The organism is Rhizobium sp. CSW-27 (genome assembly GCF_018760785.1).
Classification (GTDB): domain Bacteria; phylum Pseudomonadota; class Alphaproteobacteria; order Rhizobiales; family Rhizobiaceae; genus Neorhizobium.
Genome location: NZ_JAHHZO010000012.1, coordinates 64,425 through 82,544, shown reverse-complemented (window position 1 = coordinate 82,544; position 18,120 = coordinate 64,425). Strand labels below are relative to the sequence as shown.

Sequence of the window (18,120 nt, the reverse complement as noted above, 5' to 3'; positions counted from 1 at the left end):
TCAGACGGCCGGCACGGTGAGATCGGCCACCGGTCCATCGGTGTGAAGGGGAGCGCCGGTCATCGCCTGCAATTCGTCCATGCTCATGGCGGCTAGCTTTTCACGCACCACGAAACGGCGCTCGCGGATATCGATGACCGCATGGCTGGTATAGACGCGGGTGATGCAGCCGACGCCGGTCAGCGGGAATGTGCATTTCTCCACCAGCTTCGGCTTGCCATCCTTGGTGACATGTTCGGTGATGACGAAGACCTGCTTGGCGCCATGCACCAGATCCATCGCGCCACCGACGGCCGGAACGCCCTTGGAGCCGACGCGCCAGTTGGCGAGGTCGCCGTTTTCCGCCACCTGATAGGCGCCGAGGATCGCCACATCGAGATGGCCGCCACGCACCATGGCAAAACTGTCGGCATGGTGGAAGAAGGCGGCGCCCGGCTTCAGCGTCACCGCCTTCTTGCCGGCATTGATCAGGTCCCAGTCCTCCTCGCCGGCGGGCGGCGCCTCGCCGAAATTCAGGATGCCGTTTTCGGTGTGGAAGATCGCCTGTCGGCCGGGCGGCTGGAAGCGGGCCACCATTTCCGGAAAGCCGATGCCGAGGTTCACATAGGCGCCGTCCTCGATGTCCTGCGCGGCGCGCCAGGCGATCTGGGCGTTGGAGAGCTTGATGTCCTCGCGGGTGTTGATCGTCGTGTCGGTCATACGTGGGCCACTCCGGCTCGGATGAGCACTTCTTCCTGTTGCGGGTTTTCGACTTCGACGACGCCATTGACGAAGATGCCGGGGGTGATGACCTGTTCCGGATCGATGCCGCCGGCCGGGACGATCTTCGACACCTGGGCAATGGTGGTGGCAGCCGCCATGCACATCAGCGGATTGAAGTTGCGGCCGGCCTTGTTGTAAGTCAGGTTGCCGTAAGTGTCGCCGAGCTGTCCCTTGACGATGGCGAAATCGGCCTTCAGCCAGCGCTCCTGCACATAGGCGCGGCCATCGAATTCGGCGATCACCTTGCCCTCGGCCAGTTCCGTGCCATAGCCGGTCGGCGTGTAGAAGGCGGGGATGCCGGCGCCGCCGGCGCGGATCCGCTCGGCAAGCGTGCCCTGCGGCACCAGTTCCAGCTCGATTTCGCCGGCCAGATATTTGTCGGTGAAGGCGCGCGGATCGGACGAGCGCGGGAAGGAGCATACCATCTTCCTGACCATGCCGGCATCGATCATGGCGGCGATGCCGATGCGCCCGTTGCCGGCATTGTTGTTGATGACGGTGAGGTTCTTCGGGCTGCCGGTGGCAAGGAACCGGTCGATCAGCGCGTGGATGAGTTCGATGGGTGCGCCGGAGCCGCCGAAGCCGCCGATCATGACGGTTGCGCCGTCATGGATGGCGGAGACGGCCTCTGCCACGCTGGCAATGGTCTTGTCCATTCTGTCTCTCTCCCAGGGACATTCGAGGTGGCGGCAGTTAGCGCCTTCGAGTTGCCAGCCGTCAACTTTTTTGTGCGTTATTTGACTTTTGTTCATATATCGCACAAAGTTCCGGCCAGACGGCGGAGGCAGGGAGCGGCAGCCATGCGCGAGACGGATTTCATCGGCGGCCTGGCCAAGGGGCTGCGCGTCATCGAGGCCTTCGGCGAGGCGGAGCCGCGGCTCTCCATTTCCGATGTGGCAAAGCTGACGGGGCTTGATCGCGCCACCGCCCGCCGCTGCCTGCTGACGCTCGCCGAACTCGGCTATGCCGATTACGACGGGAAATTCTTCACGCTGACGCCCCGCATCCTGCGGCTTGGCCATGCCTATCTCTCCGCCACGCCCTTGCCACACATCGTGCAGCCGTTTCTGGACCAGGTGTCGGAGGCGGTCGGCCAGAGTGCCTCGGTCAGTGTGCTGGACGGGGCGGAGATCGTCTATGTGGCGCGTGCCTCGCAGCGCCGGGTGATGTCGATCAACCTGATGCCCGGCAGCCGCCTGCCCGCGGCCTGCGCCTCCATGGGCCGCGTGCTGCTGGCGGCGCTCCCCGAGGCCGAGGCGCGCGCGCTGATCGGCCCCGGCCCGCTGAAGGCCTATACGCCGCATACCCGAACCGACCCCGAAGCGGTGATGGCAGAGCTGGCGCGGGTGCGGGCGGCGGGTTATGCAGTGATCGATCAGGAGCTGGAACTCGGCCTCTGTTCCATCGCCGTGCCGCTTGCCGATGCGCGAGGCAGGGTGGTGGCCGCTCTCAACATCGGCGCGCCGGCTGCCCAGGTGCCCGCCGCGCGCATGGCCGAACAGTACCTCCCCGCCCTTCAGGCCGCCGCCCGGCAACTGCGCCCGCTGCTCAGGCAGGGATGAGGCGACTCACGGCAGGACTCTGTCTGTTGACAGCTGTCAACTGATTCGTTGACGGGTGCACCGGCGGGGTGATGGAGGGTCAACGGGCTCTCCTTGTTGCTCCTGGGTTCGCTTTCTCCCCATCGAGGCTGGGCAGACGCCGGGCGTTTGCCCGTCGTGCCTCGCCGCTTTCGGGTGAGGTCATGGATCCTCGGGCTTGACCCGAGGATCCATGACCGCTGCCACGCTCTGCCACCTTGCGCGCCGCGCCGAAACATTCAAGGATGGCGGCCCCTTCATCCCGCAATCCGGTTGCCGCTCATGACATCGTCCTCACCCGCCTTTTCCGATCATTCCGCCACCGTCGAATCCGCCGCCGCGGCGCTGAAGGAGGGGCTTGTCACGGCCCGGCAGCTGACGGAGGCGGCGCTGGCGCGGATCAACGATCCGGAAGGGGAGGGCGCGCGGGTCCATGTCCGGCGCAACGATCAGCGTGCCCGGAAACTGGCGGAGGCCTCCGATGCCATCCGCGCGGGCGGCCATGTGCGGTCAGCGCTGGAGGGCCTGCCGATCTCGGTGAAGGATCTGTTCGATCTGGCCGGCGAAACGACGCTGGCGGGGTCCGTGGCGCTGAAAGACCATCCGCCGGCTGCTGCCGATGCGCCGGTCGTGCAGCGGCTGATCGCGGCGGGCGCGGTCATCACCGGCACCACCAATATGAGTGAGTTCGCCTTTTCCGGCATCGGCATCAATCCGCATTACGGCACGCCGAAGAACCCCTTCGACCGTGCCACCGGCCGCGTGCCGGGCGGCTCTTCCTCGGGTGCCGCCGTCTCCGTGACGGATGGCATGGCGATTGCCGCGATCGGCACCGATACGGGTGGTTCGATCCGCATTCCGTCTGCGCTGTGCGGCCTGACGGGCTTCAAGCCGACGGCGCGGCGCGTCTCGACGGCGGGCGTGGTGCCGCTCTCCACCTCGCTCGATTCGATCGGGCCGCTGGCGCGCAGCGTCGCCTGCTGCGCGCTGATCGACGCGGTGATTTCCGGCGAAGGGCAGGGGGTGCCGGCACCGCTGCCGATCCGCGGGCTCCGTCTTGCCGTGCCGCAGACCGTCGTGCTGGACGCCATGGACGCGACGGTCAGTGCCGTCTTTGCCCGCACGCTGTCGCGCCTTGCTGCGGCCGGCGCCATCCTCGCCGAGATCGAGGTGCCGGAATTTTCCGAAGTGGCCGGCATCTATGGCCGCGGCGGTCTGGTCGCGCCGGAGGCCTATTTCTGGCACCGAGAACTGCTGGAAAAGGCTGGCGATACCTATGATCCGCGGGTCAGGGCGCGCATCCTGCGCGGGCGCGAACTTTCGGCCGCCGATTACCTGGAGGCGCTTGCCGCGCGCGCCGACTGGCAGGCGCGGGTGATGCGCCGCCTTGGCGGATACGATGCGGTGATCCTGCCGACCGTGCCGGTGATTGCGCCGGAAATCGCGCCGCTACTCGCCGATGATGCCGCCTTCTTCGCCGCCAACGGTCTGGTTCTGCGCAATTCGACCCTCATCAACTTCCTTGATGGCTGCGGCCTGTCGCTGCCCTGCCAAGCGCCGGGCGAAGCTCCGGTCGGCCTGATGGTGGCGGGCCTGCCGATGCAGGACCGCGCCATCCTTGCCGCGGGCCTTGCCATCGAGGCGGTGCTTGCCGACGGGCAGCGCTGAGGCGCCGCCCGGACGACGGGACGGGAGCGGATAAAGGTGGGGCGGCGGCTCCCGGGCGCGGGAAGAGGGAAGGGGCCTCTTCTGTGGTGCGCTGCCACCGCGCCGTCGCCGCGGCAGGGGAGGGGCCCCTCTGTTCCCCGCCGTAAAGGGCTGCGGCAGGTGGCCGCGTCGCCGCGGTGTAAAGATTGCATTCAGCATTTTACGGTAAAACTCTGTTAGCATTTGCCGCGGGCGATCCATGCGGGATCGCGTCGCGGCGAGACACGCGCGTAAAGAGTTCTGGGTCCCATGCGTCTTTCTGCCCTTTCGTCCATCCTGCTCGCCTGCCTCGTGATCGGCGGATGCCGCGCCAGCGGCACCGAAGACGTGCTGTCGATCGGTCCCTCCGACGAGACGACCGGCGCCATTGCCGCGATGACGCCGCCGGCCCCCGTCGCTTCGGTGGGGGAGGGGCCTTCGGTGGCCGCGCCGCTGCCGCCGGCGGCGATGCCGCAGGCCGCCGCACAGATGGCACAGGCAAAGAAGGGGCGACTTCCGCAGGCAATCTCCACGCCGGGCTTTGCACAGGTTGAAGGCGAGCTGACCGGACCCGCCGGCGACATGAACCGGCCGGCCCGGCCGGTGGAGGTGGCGGATGCCTCGCAGCATCCGGATGCGCTGGCCTGGGCGGGTGCCGTGCCGCAGCCGCGCGCATTCCAGGGCGGGGTGCCGGCCACAGGCATGCCGGTGCCTCTGGAACGGCCGGTCGCCTTTGCCGTGCCCTCGGTTCCGGCCCAGCCGGCCATCGTGCGCGAAAGGATCTATCGCCACCGCTTCAAGGATGCCAAGCCGATCAATTTCGGTCGCGCCTCGCCCCGCAATCATGCCGTGCACGGCGTGGACGTTTCGCGCTGGCAGGGCGAGATCGACTGGCCGACGCTGCGCACCCAGGGCGCCAACTTTGCCTACATCAAGGCGACCGATGGCGGCGATCACCTGGATCCGATGTTCCGCGACAACTGGCGCGGCGCGCATGCGGCCGGCATCAAGCGCGGCGCCTATCACTTCTTCTACTGGTGCCGCGTGGCAAGCGAGCAGGCGGAATGGTTCATCCGCAACGTGCCGCGCGATCCGTCCGCGCTGCCGCCGGTGATCGATGTCGAATATAATGGCGACTCCGCCTGCAAGCGCCGGCTCAGCACCGCGCTGGTGCGCGAAAAGATGCAGGTGTTCATGGACCGGCTGGAGCGCCATTACGGCAAGCGGCCGATCATCTACACCGCCCCGGACTTCTACGAGGACCATCTGCGCGGCGCCTTCCCGAACCATCACTTCTGGCTGCGCTCGGTGGCGGCGCATCCCTCCAAGGTCTATCCGGGCCGCAACTGGCTGTTCTGGCAATATTCCGGCTCCGGCCTGTCGCAGGGTGTCGACGGCAAGATCGACCTCAACGTGTTCCGCGGGTCGGAGGAGGAATGGCATCGCTGGGTGGGCAATGGCCGCTCCGGCTGACGGCCGCGCCGTCGCGTCGGCACATGCCATGGCCGCCCCGGTTTCCGGGCCGCCGGCACGCGCATGACAGCTTCGTGCAAGCTTCGCCTGCCATGATTCGCCCAGTCCACGAGGACGGCGGTGATTCGAGGCGGACGAATCACCGCAATTCCCTTTGCGCAAAATGCCCGCAGTGCCTGCATTACCCTGCGGAAAATCGCGCAAAGCGCGAATTTTTAATGTCCGCAGGCGTCGGATGCATCGCGGAGGCAGATCCGGCCTCGTTGTCGTGACAACCACTGCAACGTGTATTGCGGCCTTTCGCCACCTCTGTCCGGCGCCCTGCATGTCGCACCGGTTCGGCTCGGATAGCAGGCTATTCATCGTGCCAAAATGGACAGACTACCCGCAGCCTGTCGCAGGCCCGCTGCCCCCGGCTGACGAAACGTCCCATCCCGATTCAACTCTCGCCGCATTAGCGTCTCATTTTGGTCCGAAGACCGCTTTCTATTGTCTTGTGCCCGCTTCGCCAGAGTCAGGAGAGGCTGCCATTCCTGCCTTCATTCGCTGTGTCGGCAGCGGCTGCGTGGATTTACTTTGCGTTTACTGATATCGCCGCCAAGTAATTCTCCGGCGAGACTCTGTTTCGGGCAGGGCGCGTCGAGGACAGAGTCGCCGCGCCAAGGTATAGGCCACGTCCTGCGCGCGCATCGGAGCGATCCATATGGTCCTTCCCGTCCCGGCCCTCGCCAATCGCCGCAAAAATGGCTTTTCAATCGGATTCCGATGCTGTAGACCGCCGCCAGTTCCGAATAAGTGTGTCGTTGCGAACGCATTGACCCTATTGAATAATTCTAAATTAGTGCGCGATAGGCCTGCAAAGGATCTGTTAACGATTCCTGAAGGAGTTACGGTATAGAAAAGTCCGAGGAACCGGTGCGCGACAGGCCGGTTCTTGCCGAACGGGGCGGAGTTTCTGCTTTGTCGGCAGGATTTGGACTTGCCTTTGCATTGCCCATGGAGTGTTCAACGTCGATTTTTTGTTCAGATACTGCCTTGCGAATATAGTTGCGACCATTGACAATAAACGACGCGGTCTTGTACAAAATAGTCAGGTTTTTTGATTGATCTGCTGACGCAAAAAGGATTGGAAATCTAACAGTTTCCTGATTGAAATCACCGACGGAAAAGGATCCCTTGATGCAGGGTGAGATCAGCTATGATGGCTGTGATCCGGGGTATGGTGAAAGTGCAATGTTTCGGCACAAGCCCTACTCGGACCGGAAAGCGGTCAACTTCTCTGGTACGTTGAACGGCGTCTTCAGACCGTTCGCCAATGAAGTAAACGGCGCTGTTTGCTATGCCGGTGGCGTGTCCGGCAGCGTCTACATGATCAGCTGGAGCCGCTCTTCATGAACGCGTCCGGTTCTGTTTTCATTGTCATTGACAATCTCGACGACATCTCCTCGCATTTCGGTGAAGGTGTTGCCGCCCGCGTGCTGGCCGAGGTGTCGCGCCGGATGGAGCGTGCGCTGCACGTGCCTTTCGCCGTCGAACCCTGGGGCCTTGCCGCCTCGCCCTTCGATTTCGCCGATGGCATGCCCATCTGGTCGCGCGTCGACGAAGCGATCTGCAGCGTCGCGAGCCTGCCGATCGCGGTGGGCAACAACCGCATCGTCGTGGCGCTCAGCCATGCCACCACCCTTCCGGACCTTGCCGCCGAGCGCCGCACCGCCTCGCAGAACAGCGCGCAGGATTACCGCATCGACATGAGCGCCGCCGCGCTTGCCTATGATGCGCTGTTCAATGCCCGCTTCGCGCTGGTGGAGCAGCCCGTCTGCCGCGCCGGCGACGAGAGCGATGTTCTCTACAGCGAATGCGTCGTGCGCCTCAGCGACGAGGACGGCCGCGTTGTGATGCCTGCCGTCTATGGTCCGGCGCTGGAGCGTCTCGGCCTCACCCGCGTCTTCGATCGCAAGATCGCCGAAGCGGTGATCGAGGAGCTGCGCCGCCGTCCGGATGCCGTGCTCGGCTGCAACATGTCGGTCCTGTCCGCCTCCGTCGATCTGTGGTGGCGCGTCACCTTCCCGCGCATCCTCAGCGATGCGGGTATCGGCCACCGGCTGGTGATCGAAATTTCCGAAACGGGCCGCCCCTACAGCTTCGAGACGGTCATCGATTTCGTCGGGCATGTGCAGCAGGCCGGCTGCCGCGTGGCGCTTGATGATTTCGGCACGGGCTTCAGCTCGATCGGCTATGCGCGCCATACGCGTTTCAACATCATCAAGATCGATGCCGGCCGCATCCGCACCCGCGGTTCCGATGCGCCGCAGCTGCTCGGCCATCTGATTTCGCTCGCCCGCCATGTGGCTGACCAGGTGGTGGTCGGCGCGGTGGAATGCGATGTCGACCTGGCGGGTGCCAGGGCTGCCGGCGCCGAATGGGTGCAGGGTTTCCTGTTCGGCCGGCCGCATATCAATGCCGCGCCGCTGGAACGGCGCCTGCCGCCGCTTGAGCCGCGCATGGAACCCCGACGGGTTCTGGCCCGGGCAGGGGCCGCCCGATGAAAAGCCCAGCGGCCGTGCTTCTTCTTGTCGCGGCCGTCTTCGAGGTCGCATTCGTTGCCGCCGTGGTCACCGGTCAGTATCAGCTGGCGCTGGAAACCATCGTGTGCGGCAGCCTCGTCCTCTGGGCGGTGTTTGCCTTTGTCGGGCGTGATCTGTTTGCCACACGCCGCGAGACCGATCAGGACCGATATCGCGAGCATGTGGCGGGCCGCTATGCCCGTTATGGCGTACATGCCGCACCGGTCGTGCGGCGCAGCGGCGCCTTGCCGCCGCTGTTCCTGCAGATGCTGTTTGCCACCGTCGCGGCAGCCACCGTCATCGGCGCCGCCTTCGGTTTCGCCATGGCCGGCGATATCGCAACGGCCGGGGCGATTTCGGGCGCCGCTGCCCTTGGCGGCCTTGCCGTCTATTGCGCCCAGACCCAGAAATCCGACGCGCAGGGCGCAGGCCGCCACGTGCAGCGACCGCTTCCGCGCCGCCGCTGAACATTGCCGCCCGGGCGAGTGCGCCGTTGCCGCGTTCGTCTGACGCGGGGGCGTCCGGATCGCCGCCATGCTCGGGGGGGCCATATTGCATCCGTCAGGCAGCCATGGCCGGCCTCGCGCCTGCGTCAGGTTGGGGGGGCTTCTGCCCTGCCTGTGCTGTCGGATCGGTTTGGCGTCCGGGTGAAATTTCCGGTATTTTTCCGGTAATTTTGCCGGCAATTACCGGTCGCAGGCGGTGCTTGCCGCAGCCGATGCTGTGGAAGGCATCACGATCGTGCGAAACAATCGTGGATTTCGGTCGCGAAAACCCATGAGTTCTTCAGGGTTTGCATGGTGTTACCTGCATTTCGCGCGTCTGGCCAACTTGCCATTTGCCATCGCACGCCGCAAGCTGTCGCCATGAGCGATGAAAACCGTTTCGCACCACCGATCAGCGGCCACAGGCCAATCCGGCGGCGCGGTCTGCTGCAGATGTTGCAGCGGTCCGGCCCGCGCCGTCTGACGACCGTGGTGGCCTCGGCCGGCTATGGCAAGACCTCGCTTGGCCAGCAGTGGTATGAGGCGCTCTCGGCCAAGGGGATTGCCTGCCTCTGGGTGGCGCTCGACCAGGAGCATGCCGACCAGCAGCAGTTCCTGCTGACCCTGCTGGAGGCGCTGGAACAGGTGCTGCCGGAGGATAGCCGCGGGCTCGATGCCAGCAGCCTGCCGGTCGCCTCGATGCTTGCCATTCTCGCGACACGCCTCAAGCGCATCACCCGGCCGCTGGTGCTGTTCCTGGACGATTATCATCTGGCGCAGAACGACGCCACCGAGGCGCTGATGGCCAAGATCCTCGCCGATCGCAGCCTTGATCACCTGAAGCTGGTGCTGATCTCGCGCAGCCCGCCGCGCTTTCCGCTGTCGCAACTGCGCCTGCATGGCGAGCTGAAGCAGATCACGGTGGCCGATCTAGGCTTTTCCAGCGACGAGGCCCAGGAATTCTTTGCCGAACGCAGCCTGGGCCTGACGCCCGCCCAGGTGGAGGAGCTGAACCGGCGCACCGAAGGCTGGGCGGTGGCGCTGCAGATGGTGCGCCTGCTGGTCAGCGAACAGCCGCAGGCGGAAGCGGTGCTGTCCTCCTTCGACGGCAGCAATGTCGAGATGGGCAATTATCTCTCCGAGCAGGTGTTCCAGCAGCTGCCCGGCGATATCCAGCACTTCCTGCTGCAGACGGCCGCGCTGCCGGCTTGCAGCCGGGAGCTGGTTACCGCTATCATTGACGAGCCGGATGTGGCGGCGGTGATGGAACGGCTGGGCCAGCATGCGCTGCCGATCACGCATCTGGCCGGGCAGGGGGGCTTCATGCGCTCCCACCCGGTGTTCAACACCTTCCTGAAGCAGATGGCCGAGCGGCGCGGCTATGACACGCTTTCGCCGCTGCGCCGCGCGGCGCGCTGGTACGAGCGGCAGGGCGATTGCGACCAGGCGGTGCGGCATGCGCTGTGGGCCGGCAGCGCCGATCTTGCCGCCCGCATCGTCGAAACGGCCGGCGGCTGGCGGCGCGTCTATGCCACCACGCGTGGCGGCACCATGCTGTTCCAGAACATCAGCGCCCACGCCTGCGAGATCGATCTGGAGCGCTTTCCGCTGACGACCCTCGGTCTTTCTGTCGTCAGCGCGAAGGCGGGGCAGCTGGAGGCGGCCAACCATTATCTGGCGATTGCCGAGCGCGCGGTCGGCAGTTCGCCCGCCTATGCCGCGGATCTGCGCGTGGTGAAGGTGCTGCTGTCGCTCTATTTCGACCATTTCGCCAGCGCCGCCGATCTTGCGGCGCTGGAAGACGATCTGATGCGCCAGGAGGGGCTGGAGCTGATCCACCGGGCGCTGGCGCTCAACATGCTCTCCTACAATTTCCTGATCCGCAGCGATCTGGAGCGGGCGCGCCATTACGGCCAGCTGGCCATCCGCACCTTCCGCGATGGCGGCGCGGATTTCGGCGCCATGCATCTCTACACCCATGTCGGGCAGGCGGCCTTCTTCGGCGGCGATGCGGCCGAGGCGGAAGAGGCCTATGACCGGCTGATCGAGGAGGCGCAGAGCAATATCGGCGCCGGCAGCGATCTCGATGCCGTCGGCCAGGTGCTGAAGGCCGAACTGGTCTCGATGCGTGGCGATCTCGCGGCGGCGGCCGAGCGGCTGGCCTGGGCGCTGCCGCATCTGGAGCGGCACGATACCTGGTTCGACCTGCTGGCCGCCGGCTTCATGGCCCAGCAGCGCGTGCTGCGGCTCAGCCGCGATGCGGTGGGCGCGCATGCCTCCATCGACCGCGTGCGGGCGGCCGCCAAGCGGCGCGGCTTCGAGCGGCTGATCCGGCTGGTGGATGGCGAGCGCTGCATGCTGCTTCTATGCACCGGCGATGTGGAACAGGCGGCCCGCACCGCCGAAGGCACCGGTTTTGGCCGCGTCTTCATCCAGTCGGAGCGGTTGAACGCCCTGCCGATCCACCTGCGCGGCACCACGCCAGCGCTTTTGTGGACACGGCTCTATCTGGCGCAGGGCCAGCCTCAGCGAGCCCGCGAATGTCTGGACTGGCTGCAGACCCACCAGCAGCAGAAGCCGCATCTGCTGCGCGGCGTGGAACTGTCGCTGGTCGGCATCCGCCTTCTCGCCGCCGAGGGGCGGCAGGCGGAGGCGGCGACGGCGCTTTGCGATCTGATGATGACGGCGCCGCTTGCCGATTATCCGGCCGTGCTCAGCGTGGAGGGCGAGGCCTTCCTGGATCTTCTGCGCGCGCTGTCTGCCGATGCCGCCTTCCCGATGATTGCCCGTCAGAGGCTGGACCAGTGCCTGAGGCACTGCGCGGCGCCGCGCCGGCCGCTCGATGCGACCCTGTCGGAAATCGCCATTCCCGGCGGGGCGCTGACCGATCGCGAGCGTGGCGTGCTGGAACTGCTTTCCGCCGGCCTCAGCAACAAGGAAATCGGCCGCAGACTCGATCTCAGCGACAATACGATCAAGTTCCACCTGCGCAACATCTTCACCAAGCTGAATGTCAGCACCCGCACCGCCGCCGTCACCACGGCGCGGGAAAAAGGTGTGCTGCGCCGCTGATGCAACCCACCCGAACGGGTGGGGCGGGTGGAGGGATGGCCTACCCTTTTGGCAGGCTGTTCACGCCATGCCATTGCGCCTTAGCATCCCTGCCGTGCAGAAAAGGCAAAGGGCAGGCGAAGCATGCTGGCAACCGGCGGTTATGTCGATCCCGTGACGCAGGAGATCATCGAGGGCAAGCTGCTCGCGACCGTGGACGAGATGGGCATCGTCATGGCCCGCACCAGCATGAGCCCGGTGATCTACGAGGTGCTGGACTTTGCCTGCGGGGTGCTGACCGCCGAGGGCGAGCTGGTGGCGCAGATGAACGGCATCACGCTGTTTACCGGCACCTTCGGCACGCAGGTGAAGGGCCTTCTCGCCCGCTTCGGCGCCGATCTTGCCGAGGGCGACGTGCTGCTCACCAATGACCCTTACGCCGGCGGCACGCATGCCTGCGACTTTGCCGTGGTCAAGCCGATCTTTTACGAGGGGCGGCTTCTCGCCCATGCCATCAACGTGGCGCATTATCTCGATGTCGGCGGCTCCGTGCCGGGAAGTCTCGCGCCGAATGCCACCTCCGTCTTCCAGGAGGGGTTGCGCCTGCCGGGTGTCCGGATTGCCCGTGGCGACCGCTTCTGCGACGATATTCTGGCGATCATCCGCGAAAACGTTCGCCTGCCGGAGATTGCGCTCGGCGACCTCACCGCGCAGATGGCGACCGTGCGGGTGGCGGCGCGCCGCATCGGCGAGATCGCCGGCAAATACGGGGCGGAAACGCTTGGCAATGCCTTCGAAAACCTGCTGGCCGCCAGCGAGAGGCTGAGCCGCGCGGCAATCGCCGCCCTGCCGGATGGCACCTACAGCGCCGAGGACGTGATCGACGGCGATGGCGTGAGCGCAGACCCGATCCCGGTCCGGGTTTCGGTAACGATTGCCGGCGACAGCATTACCGCCGATTTCACCGGCTGCCCGCCTTCGGTGGCCGGGCCGATCAACTGCGCGCGCGGCGCGCTTCAATCGGCGGTGCGCACCATTGTCAAGGCGCTGGTTGGCCCGCAGGCGCCCTCCAATGAGGGCTGGTTCCGGCCGCTGACGGTAATTGCGCCGCCCGGCACGCTGTTTACCGCCGAAAAGCCGGCGCCGACCGGCTGGTATTACGAAGGCTCGGTGCATGCCTCCGAACTGGTGTGGAAGGCGCTGGCGCCGCTGATGCCGTCGCGGTTTTCCGCCGGCTCCTATTCCAGCCTCTGTGTCGTCTATATCTCCGGCACGGACGAGGCCGGCCAGCCCTTCATCCATATCGAGCCGCAGCATGGCGGCTGGGGCGCAAGCCAGGCGCGCGACGGCGCCAATGCGCTGATCGCGCTGACCGATGGCGACACCTACAACTATTCGGTGGAAGCCATCGAGGCGCGCTTTCCGGTGCGGGTGCGCCGCTATGCGCTGAACGTCGAGGGCGGGGTCGGCGCGGGGCGCCGGCGCGGCGGCTTCGGCATCATCCGCGAATACGAGATTCTGGGCGAAACCGCGTCGGCCTATTGCAGCTTCGGCCGCACCGAGACCGCGCCCTGGGGCATCGATGGCGGCGCCGACGGATCGCCGAACCGGCTGGAGATCCTGCCCGCCAATGGCTCCGACCCGCGCCATCTCGCCCGCGAGCCGCATATTCCGCTGACGCAGGGCGACGTGGTGCGCATCGTCACCGGCGGCGGCGGCGGCTGGGGACCGCCGGCCGAGCGCGAAACCGATCTTGTGAAACGCGATATCACCCATGGCCTGCTGACCGAGGCGGCGGCACGGCACATCTACGGCTATCAGGGAGAGACCCCATGATCAGGCTTGCAACCGATGTCGGCGGAACCTTTACCGATCTCGTCGGCTATGATGAACGCACCGGCGAGGTGTTTACGGCCAAAAGCCTGACGACGGTCGATGACCAGTCGCTCGGCGTGCTCGATGCCATTGCCATGGCCGAACGCAAGGATGGCCTGCGCCGCCGCGACGTGACCTTTTTCGCCCATGGCGGCACGACCGTCATCAACGCAATCACCGAGCGCAAGGGCGTGCGCACCGCGCTCGTCACCACCGCCGGCTTCCGCGACGTGCTGGAGATCGGCCGCGGCAATCGCCCGGATCTCTACAATCTGCAGTTCCACAGCCCGGAACCCTTCGTGCCGCGCAACCTGCGCTTCGAGGTGCGCGAGCGCATCGATGCCAGGGGCCGGGTGGTGGCGCCGATGGAACTCGACGACCTGAAGCCGATCATCGCCGCCTGCATGAAGGAGGAGGTGGATGCGGTCGCCATCCTCTTCCTGCACAGCTATGCCAATCCGGAGCATGAGGCGCTCTGCGCCGACATTCTTGCCGATGCGCTGCCCTTTGCCACCATCTGCGCCAGCCACGAAGTGTCGCGCCAGTGGCGCGAATACGAGCGCTCCAATACCGTTGTCATGAATGCCTATGTGCAGCCGATCATCCAGTATTACTTCGAGAGGCTGGAAGAATCGCTGGCCGACCAGGAACTGACCTGTCCCTATTACGCCATGCAGTCGAATGGCGGGATTGCCACCTTCGACCAGGTGGTGAAGAGCCCGCTGACGCTTGTGGAATCCGGGCCCGCCGGCGGCGTGGCGGGGGCAGCCCGCATCGGCGCACTGATCGGTGAAACCGAGGTGCTGTCGCTCGATGTCGGCGGAACCACCGCCAAATGCTCGCTGATCCATGACAGCCGCCCGACGCTGGATGCCGAATACCGGCTGGAGCGCAGCCGCATCAATCCCGGCTATGCCGTGCAGGTGCCGGTGGTGGACATTGTCGAGATCGGCTCCGGCGGCGGTTCGATCGCCCGCATCGACGAGCGCGGTGCGCTGACCGTCGGCCCGGAAAGCGCGGGCTCCATGCCCGGCCCCGCCTGCTACGGTCGCGGCGGCGAAAAGCCGACCATGTCGGATGCGCTGGTGACGATCGGTGTCTTCGATCCCGCCACCTTTGCCGGCGGCACCATGACGCTTGACGTGGAGAAGGCGCGTGCGGCGATCGCCACGGTTGCCGAGCCGCTCGGGGTGAGCATCGAGGATGCGGCGTTGTCGATCATCGAGATCGCCCATGCCAACATGATCAATGCGCTGAAGCTCGTCACCGTGCAGCGCGGCCACGATCCGCGCGATGCGGCCTTCGTGATCAGCGGCGGCGCGGGCCCGGCGCTTGCCGCAAGCCTGGGGCGCGAACTGAAGGTGAAATCCACCGTGGTGCCGCTGCATCCCGGCATCTTTTCCGCCTGGGGCATGCTGGCGGCCGAACCGCGCGCCGATTTCCGCGCCAGCTGGTTTTCCGCCCTCGATGCCGGGGCGCTCTCCGGTGCCGACAGCCGCCTTGCCGGGCTGGAGCGCGAGGCCATCGATTATTTCGCCAAGGGCGACCAGGCCGAGATCCGCTTCACCCACCGCATCGAGGCGCGCTACCGGGGCCAGGAGCATGGCGTCTTCACCCTGCACGAGAAGGGCGAAAGCATGGAAGCCTTTGCCGAGCGCTTCCACGCCGCGCATGAGAAGGCCTATTCCTTCCGCCTGCCGCATTCGGCGATCGAGATTACCATGCTGCATCTGGAAGCGGTGCTGAGCGGGCCGGTGATTGCCGTGCCGAAGCAGAAGCCGGCGCCGGATGCCGCCGATGCACGCCCCGCCAGCCACAGGAACGTCTATTTTGGCGGGCTGGATGGCTGGGTCTCCTGCCCGGTCTGGGAGCGCGGCCGACTGACGCAGGGGATGACACTCAATGGCCCATTGATTGTGGAGGAATCTACCGCCACAACTCTGGTGCTGAGGGGCCAGCAACTCGATCTGACGCCGGAGGGCATCATGATCATCCGCGAGACCGGCGACGCACAGGGTGGAGAACACTGATCCATGGCCATATCGATCCAGATCGAGACCGTCACGCGCGCTTTCGGCCCCGTCCGGGCCGTGGACGACGTCTCGCTGGAGATCCGGGCCGGCGAGTTCTTCACCCTTCTCGGCTCGTCCGGCTGCGGCAAGAGCACGCTGCTCAAGCTGATCGGCGGCTTCGATGCGCCGACCGGCGGGCGCATTGCCTTTGACGGGCGCGACATGGCGGGCATTCCGGCCAATCGCCGTCCGGTCAACACCGTGTTCCAGAGCCTCGGCCTCTTTCCGCACATGACGGTGGCGGAAAACGTGGGCTACGGGCTGCGGCTGAAGGGCCTGCGCGGTGCAGCCCTTTCCGCCCGCATTGATTCCGCCCTCGAAATGGTGGAACTGGGCGGGTTCGGGCCGCGGGACGTGAACCTTCTTTCCGGCGGCCAGCGGCAGCGCGTCGCGCTTGCCCGCGCGCTCGTCATGGAGCCCGGCATCCTGCTGCTCGACGAGCCGCTGACCGGCCTTGACGAGCGGCTTCGCCAGCAGATGCGCGACGAATTCGGCCGGCTGCACAAGCGCACCGGCGCCACCTTCATTCTGGTGACGCATAACCAGGACGAGGCACTCAGCCTTTCCGACCGCATGGCCGTGATGCATCGCGGCCGGCTGGAGCAGATCGACGCCCCGGCGCGCTTCTTCGAGGCGCCGGCCAATGCCTTCGTGGCGCGCTTCGTCGGCATCGACACGCTGCTGACGCATCAGGGTGTTATCCGCGAGGGCGATGCAACCCATGCCCTGATTGCGGGTGAGAAAGTGCCGGTCCGGATCGGCGGACCCGCGGAGCCGGCGGAGAGCGTCGTTGCCCTGCGACCGGACCGGCTGCTTCTTCACCCACATTCTGAAATCGAGTTGAAAAATGCGCTTGCCTTGCGCCTCAAGGTGGTGGAAACCCGCTATCGCGGTCTCCATCACGATGTGACGCTTGCCTTTGCCGACGGGCAGCGGGTGGTCGTGTCGCTGGAGGCTGACCAGCCGGTTCCGGCTCCGGGCGATCTCGTTTCGGTGGGGCTGAAGCCGGGTGGCGCCATGCTGATTTCCAATGCGGGGCTTCCTGCCGCCGCGTGACCTTTCATTGCCGGGGGCGCCATGCCCCTGATCCTTGGTTGATAAAAAAGGGGAATGACATGAGAGACATTTTGAAAACACCCTCTTCGGCGCTGGTCAGCAATCTGGGGCGGCGCGATCTCCTGAAGCTGATGGGGGCCGGCACGGCCGCTGCGACGCTTTCCGGCCTCGCAGCGCCCGCGGCACGCGCGGCCGGCACCGGCAGCGTCGCCTTCTGGGCCACTGCAACGCTCGACATTGCCGACAAATGGCAGGAATTTGCAAAGCAGACGGGCGTGATGCCGGAATTCACCGACAACGGCAACGATGTCGGCCCGGTCATTGCCCGCCTCGTGGCCGGCAATGCCAATGATCTCTTCGATGTCGGCGGCTTCCAGGGCGGCGCCGAGAAGGAACTGGCCCGCCAGGGCGCCATCATTCCCTGGGACCTGTCGAAGATCCCGAATTACGAGAGCGTGTGGCAGTGGGCCAAGGACATTCCGTATCTGCGCCACGAGGGCAAGCAATACGGCATTCCGACCGTCGTCAATGCCGACTCGATCATCTACCGCCCCGACAAGCTCGGCAAGGTCGACAGCTACGGCGTGATCTTCGACAAGAAGCTGAAGGGCCGCGTCGCCATGGAAGACGCCTGGATCAACAGCGCGATCTTCACCGCCATGTATCTGAAGGAATCGGAAAACCAGCCGATCAAGGATCCGGGCAACCTCTCCGAATCCGAACTCGGCCTCGTGATGGAATTCCTCATCAAGCACAAGAAGGACGGCCAGTTCCGCACCTTCTGGAACGGCTGGGAACAGGGCGTGCAGCTGGTGGCGAACGAGGAAGTCGACGCCATGACCGGCTGGGAGCCGATCGTCTACGAGGGCCGCAAGCGCGGTCTGCAGGTGGAATATGCCGCTCCCGTCGAAGGTTACGAGGGCTGGGGCAACAACACCGTGCTTCTGAAGGGTGCCGGCGAGCGCGGCGTGACCGATGCAGCGCATGCCTTTGTCAACGGCCTGCTGGCCGGCTTCTACGGCTGCGAACTCGGCCAGCTGCGCGGCTATCTGGTGCCGACCGACAACAACGTGGCCTATGCCCGCAAGAATCCCTCGGCCTACAAGCCGGAGGCGGTCGAGGCGCTCGGCAACCACGTGAAGGCCAAGTTCGGCGGCAAGGTCTACTGGCAGAATTGCCGGCCGGACAATTTCCAGATGTATGAGGAATGGTGGCAGAAGCTGCGCAACGCGTGAGGGGTTGCGGGGCCTTCGCCAAGGGGCGGAGAACCTCCCGATGCCGCCTTGCACGGGTGATCATGGACGAGGGGTTCTGCCGCGTGGCACCTCCTCTGTCCTGCCGGATTGCCGGGCAGAGCCGCGCGTCTCTGCCCTTCCTTCAAGCCCGGCCACAAGGGGGAGATCGGCAGGCGGCAGCGCTTCCTCACGGCTTCCCGGTGCGTGGCGGCTCTTGTTTTGCGGTCAGAACCTCTCCGTCGTCATCCTCGGGCTTGACCCGAGGATCCACCGTCAAGCCC

The 18,120-nt window shown here is 65.8% G+C and carries 13 protein-coding genes; 11 read left to right on the top strand and 2 right to left on the bottom strand.

Features of this window, described 5'->3' with window-relative positions; all coding sequences use genetic code 11:
• Together KLP42_RS20495 and KLP42_RS20490 are read right to left on the bottom strand one after the other, a co-directional pair.
• On the bottom strand, positions 1–699 hold the full coding sequence (locus tag KLP42_RS20495) for a 3-oxoacid CoA-transferase subunit B (RefSeq protein ID WP_215568822.1): 699 nt from the start codon (positions 697–699) through the stop codon (positions 1–3).
• Positions 696–1,418: a 3-oxoacid CoA-transferase subunit A gene (locus KLP42_RS20490; protein WP_215568820.1), complete on the bottom strand. Its 723-nt coding sequence runs from the start codon at positions 1,416–1,418 to the stop codon at positions 696–698. Before KLP42_RS20490 ends, KLP42_RS20495 begins: the two co-directional genes overlap by 4 nt.
• Positions 1,419–1,562: 144 nt before the next feature.
• Here KLP42_RS20490 and KLP42_RS20485 point away from each other — a divergent pair, with 144 nt between their 5' ends.
• The 11 genes from KLP42_RS20485 to KLP42_RS20435 all read left to right on the top strand — a co-directional run bounded on the left by KLP42_RS20485 (position 1,563) and on the right by KLP42_RS20435 (position 17,839).
• Complete coding sequence (locus KLP42_RS20485) at positions 1,563–2,324, top strand: IclR family transcriptional regulator (protein WP_215568818.1); 762 nt, start codon at positions 1,563–1,565, stop codon at positions 2,322–2,324.
• A 300-nt stretch (positions 2,325–2,624) separates the two neighbouring features.
• Entirely contained in the window at positions 2,625–4,010 is a 1,386-nt protein-coding gene (locus KLP42_RS20480; protein WP_215568816.1) for an amidase, read from the top strand.
• Positions 4,011–4,517: 507 nt separating this feature from the next.
• Entirely contained in the window at positions 4,518–5,501 is a 984-nt protein-coding gene (locus tag KLP42_RS20475; RefSeq protein ID WP_502941330.1) for a glycoside hydrolase family 25 protein, read from the top strand.
• Positions 5,502–6,680: 1,179 nt separating this feature from the next.
• A complete protein-coding gene (locus KLP42_RS20470; protein WP_215568812.1) occupies positions 6,681–6,896 on the top strand; it encodes a hypothetical protein in 216 nt (71 codons plus the stop codon).
• The gene (locus KLP42_RS20465) at positions 6,893–8,047 is read left to right on the top strand and encodes an EAL domain-containing protein (RefSeq protein ID WP_215568811.1); all 1,155 of its coding nucleotides are present in this window, start codon (positions 6,893–6,895) and stop codon (positions 8,045–8,047) included. Before KLP42_RS20470 ends, KLP42_RS20465 begins: the two co-directional genes overlap by 4 nt.
• Positions 8,044–8,532 carry a hypothetical protein gene (locus KLP42_RS20460; protein ID WP_215568810.1) on the top strand — a complete coding sequence of 163 codons (489 nt, stop codon included), beginning with the start codon at positions 8,044–8,046 and terminating at the stop codon, positions 8,530–8,532. The genes KLP42_RS20465 and KLP42_RS20460 overlap by 4 nt, the downstream gene beginning before the upstream one ends.
• Before the next feature lie 399 nt (positions 8,533–8,931).
• Positions 8,932–11,622, top strand: coding sequence for a LuxR C-terminal-related transcriptional regulator (locus KLP42_RS20455; protein ID WP_215568809.1), 2,691 nt, complete (start codon positions 8,932–8,934; stop codon positions 11,620–11,622).
• Positions 11,623–11,745: 123 nt separating this feature from the next.
• A complete protein-coding gene (locus KLP42_RS20450; protein WP_215568808.1) occupies positions 11,746–13,437 on the top strand; it encodes a hydantoinase B/oxoprolinase family protein in 1,692 nt (563 codons plus the stop codon).
• Positions 13,434–15,506: a hydantoinase/oxoprolinase family protein gene (locus KLP42_RS20445; RefSeq protein WP_215568807.1), complete on the top strand. Its 2,073-nt coding sequence runs from the start codon at positions 13,434–13,436 to the stop codon at positions 15,504–15,506. Before KLP42_RS20450 ends, KLP42_RS20445 begins: the two co-directional genes overlap by 4 nt.
• A gap of 3 nt (positions 15,507–15,509) precedes the next feature.
• Complete coding sequence (locus tag KLP42_RS20440) at positions 15,510–16,604, top strand: ABC transporter ATP-binding protein (protein ID WP_215568806.1); 1,095 nt, start codon at positions 15,510–15,512, stop codon at positions 16,602–16,604.
• Between the two features lie 59 nt (positions 16,605–16,663).
• A complete protein-coding gene (locus KLP42_RS20435; RefSeq protein WP_215568805.1) occupies positions 16,664–17,839 on the top strand; it encodes an ABC transporter substrate-binding protein in 1,176 nt (391 codons plus the stop codon).
• Positions 17,840–18,120: the final 281 nt, after the last annotated feature.

Excerpts from the sequence above, each read along its gene's own strand:
- KLP42_RS20495 (WP_215568822.1), bottom strand. The coding sequence starts at position 699 with ATGACCGACACGACGATCAACACCCGCGAGGACATCAAGCTCTCCAAC.
- KLP42_RS20450 (WP_215568808.1), top strand. The coding sequence starts at position 11,746 with ATGCTGGCAACCGGCGGTTATGTCGATCCCGTGACGCAGGAGATCATC.
- KLP42_RS20440 (WP_215568806.1), top strand. The coding sequence starts at position 15,510 with ATGGCCATATCGATCCAGATCGAGACCGTCACGCGCGCTTTCGGCCCC.
- KLP42_RS20485 (WP_215568818.1), top strand. The coding sequence starts at position 1,563 with ATGCGCGAGACGGATTTCATCGGCGGCCTGGCCAAGGGGCTGCGCGTC.
- KLP42_RS20480 (WP_215568816.1), top strand. The coding sequence starts at position 2,625 with ATGACATCGTCCTCACCCGCCTTTTCCGATCATTCCGCCACCGTCGAA.
- KLP42_RS20490 (WP_215568820.1), bottom strand. The coding sequence starts at position 1,418 with ATGGACAAGACCATTGCCAGCGTGGCAGAGGCCGTCTCCGCCATCCAT.
- KLP42_RS20475 (WP_502941330.1), top strand. The coding sequence starts at position 4,518 with ATGGCACAGGCAAAGAAGGGGCGACTTCCGCAGGCAATCTCCACGCCG.
- KLP42_RS20465 (WP_215568811.1), top strand. The coding sequence starts at position 6,893 with ATGAACGCGTCCGGTTCTGTTTTCATTGTCATTGACAATCTCGACGAC.
- KLP42_RS20470 (WP_215568812.1), top strand. The coding sequence starts at position 6,681 with ATGCAGGGTGAGATCAGCTATGATGGCTGTGATCCGGGGTATGGTGAA.
- KLP42_RS20445 (WP_215568807.1), top strand. The coding sequence starts at position 13,434 with ATGATCAGGCTTGCAACCGATGTCGGCGGAACCTTTACCGATCTCGTC.
- KLP42_RS20435 (WP_215568805.1), top strand. The coding sequence starts at position 16,664 with ATGAGAGACATTTTGAAAACACCCTCTTCGGCGCTGGTCAGCAATCTG.
- KLP42_RS20455 (WP_215568809.1), top strand. The coding sequence starts at position 8,932 with ATGAGCGATGAAAACCGTTTCGCACCACCGATCAGCGGCCACAGGCCA.
- KLP42_RS20460 (WP_215568810.1), top strand. The coding sequence starts at position 8,044 with ATGAAAAGCCCAGCGGCCGTGCTTCTTCTTGTCGCGGCCGTCTTCGAG.